At 84.2% G+C, this 1,228-nt stretch carries 1 pseudogene; it reads left to right on the top strand.

The features are described 5' to 3' along the window. Window positions 1–201 precede the first annotated feature (201 nt). Window positions 202–1,228: pseudogene (locus V6V47_RS32640) on the top strand (hypothetical protein); the annotation flags it as partial.

The following is a 1,228-nucleotide window of genomic DNA, read 5'->3' as shown; positions in this document are numbered from 1 at the left end:
CGACCGGACTTCGCCACCGACCGGGCGGCCGGGGGCGCCCCGACGGGTCGGCGCGGGGACGCCGCCATGCCGCCGGGTCGGGCGGACGCGATGCCACCGCTGCGCCGGCCGGACGCCGTGCCCCCGGGGCGCCGCCCCGGCCCGGATCCCACCGATCCCGCGCGCCCGCTGCCCACGGACGGCAGGCCCGCCGGTCGTCGCGTGACCGATTCGGCACGGGCCGCAGCACCGCCCGTCGCCCCCGGCCCGGCCCACCTCGACACGGCGCCGGGCGCTGTCGCAACGCCGGCCGCTGGCGGTCCGCGTCCTGACCCCGACGCCGACCGTGATCCGCGGACCGCCCGGCGTCGTCCCGGCCCGGTCGACCCCGGCGCGCCCGGCGCGCAGGAACCGCCCGGCCGTGGGCCCGCCGACCGTGTCCGTCCGGTGGCCGGCGGGCGTCGTCGCGCCGCCGAACCCGACGGGCCGGGAGTGCCCCGGTCCGGCAACGCGCCGCCGGTGCCCGACGCGACCACCGGGCCCACCGGCGGCACGCCCACCCTCGGCCCGACCGACGCCCCCGGGCGGCGCCGGGCAGCCCCGGACGAGCCGGATCGACGCGCGCCCGGCGAACCCCGGGCGGACCGCCCCGAGCGGCCCGCCGACTGGCTGCGCCAGGCCGGCCGTCTGCCACACACCGACCCCGGCCTGCCGGTGGTCAACCGGCGCGGCGGGTCCCCGCCCGCGTCGGCCGCCGACCGTCGGCCGACGTCGCCCACCGGCGACCTCACCAATCCCTCGCGCGGCCCGCTCGCCGGCCCCGACCCGGCCGCCGATGGCCCCGCGGGCCGACGGGCCGGCCGGCCCATCTCGGCGGACCCGACGGACCGGTCGCTGGGCCGGCTCGCCGAGCCCGACCCGGCGGCCAACGGCCCCACCGGCCGGCCCGGTTCCCCGCCGCCCACCGCGGACCCGATCCGTCGACGTCGCCGGCCAGCGGAAGCTGACCAGGACGGCCCCGCCGGTCCGGGTCGACCCGGCGCGCCGGGGGAGCGCGGTGACGCCCCGTACCCCGGTCCCGCCGTCGGCGGGCGGCCCGCGCCTGGTGGCGGCCCCGCCGGTCCGGGCGTACCGACTCGAGGTGCCCGCTCCGCGCCGGCCGGCCGCGCCCGGCCGGGCACCGCCGGAGATCCCGCCGTGGGGCCGGACCGCCGCGCCCCCGACGGCCCAGCCCGGCCCGGCCCTGGCG

It is taken from the genome of Micromonospora sp. CPCC 205539, from assembly GCF_036906815.1.
Lineage (GTDB): Bacteria > Actinomycetota > Actinomycetes > Mycobacteriales > Micromonosporaceae > Micromonospora.
This window is presented reverse-complemented; position numbering and strand designations above follow the sequence as displayed.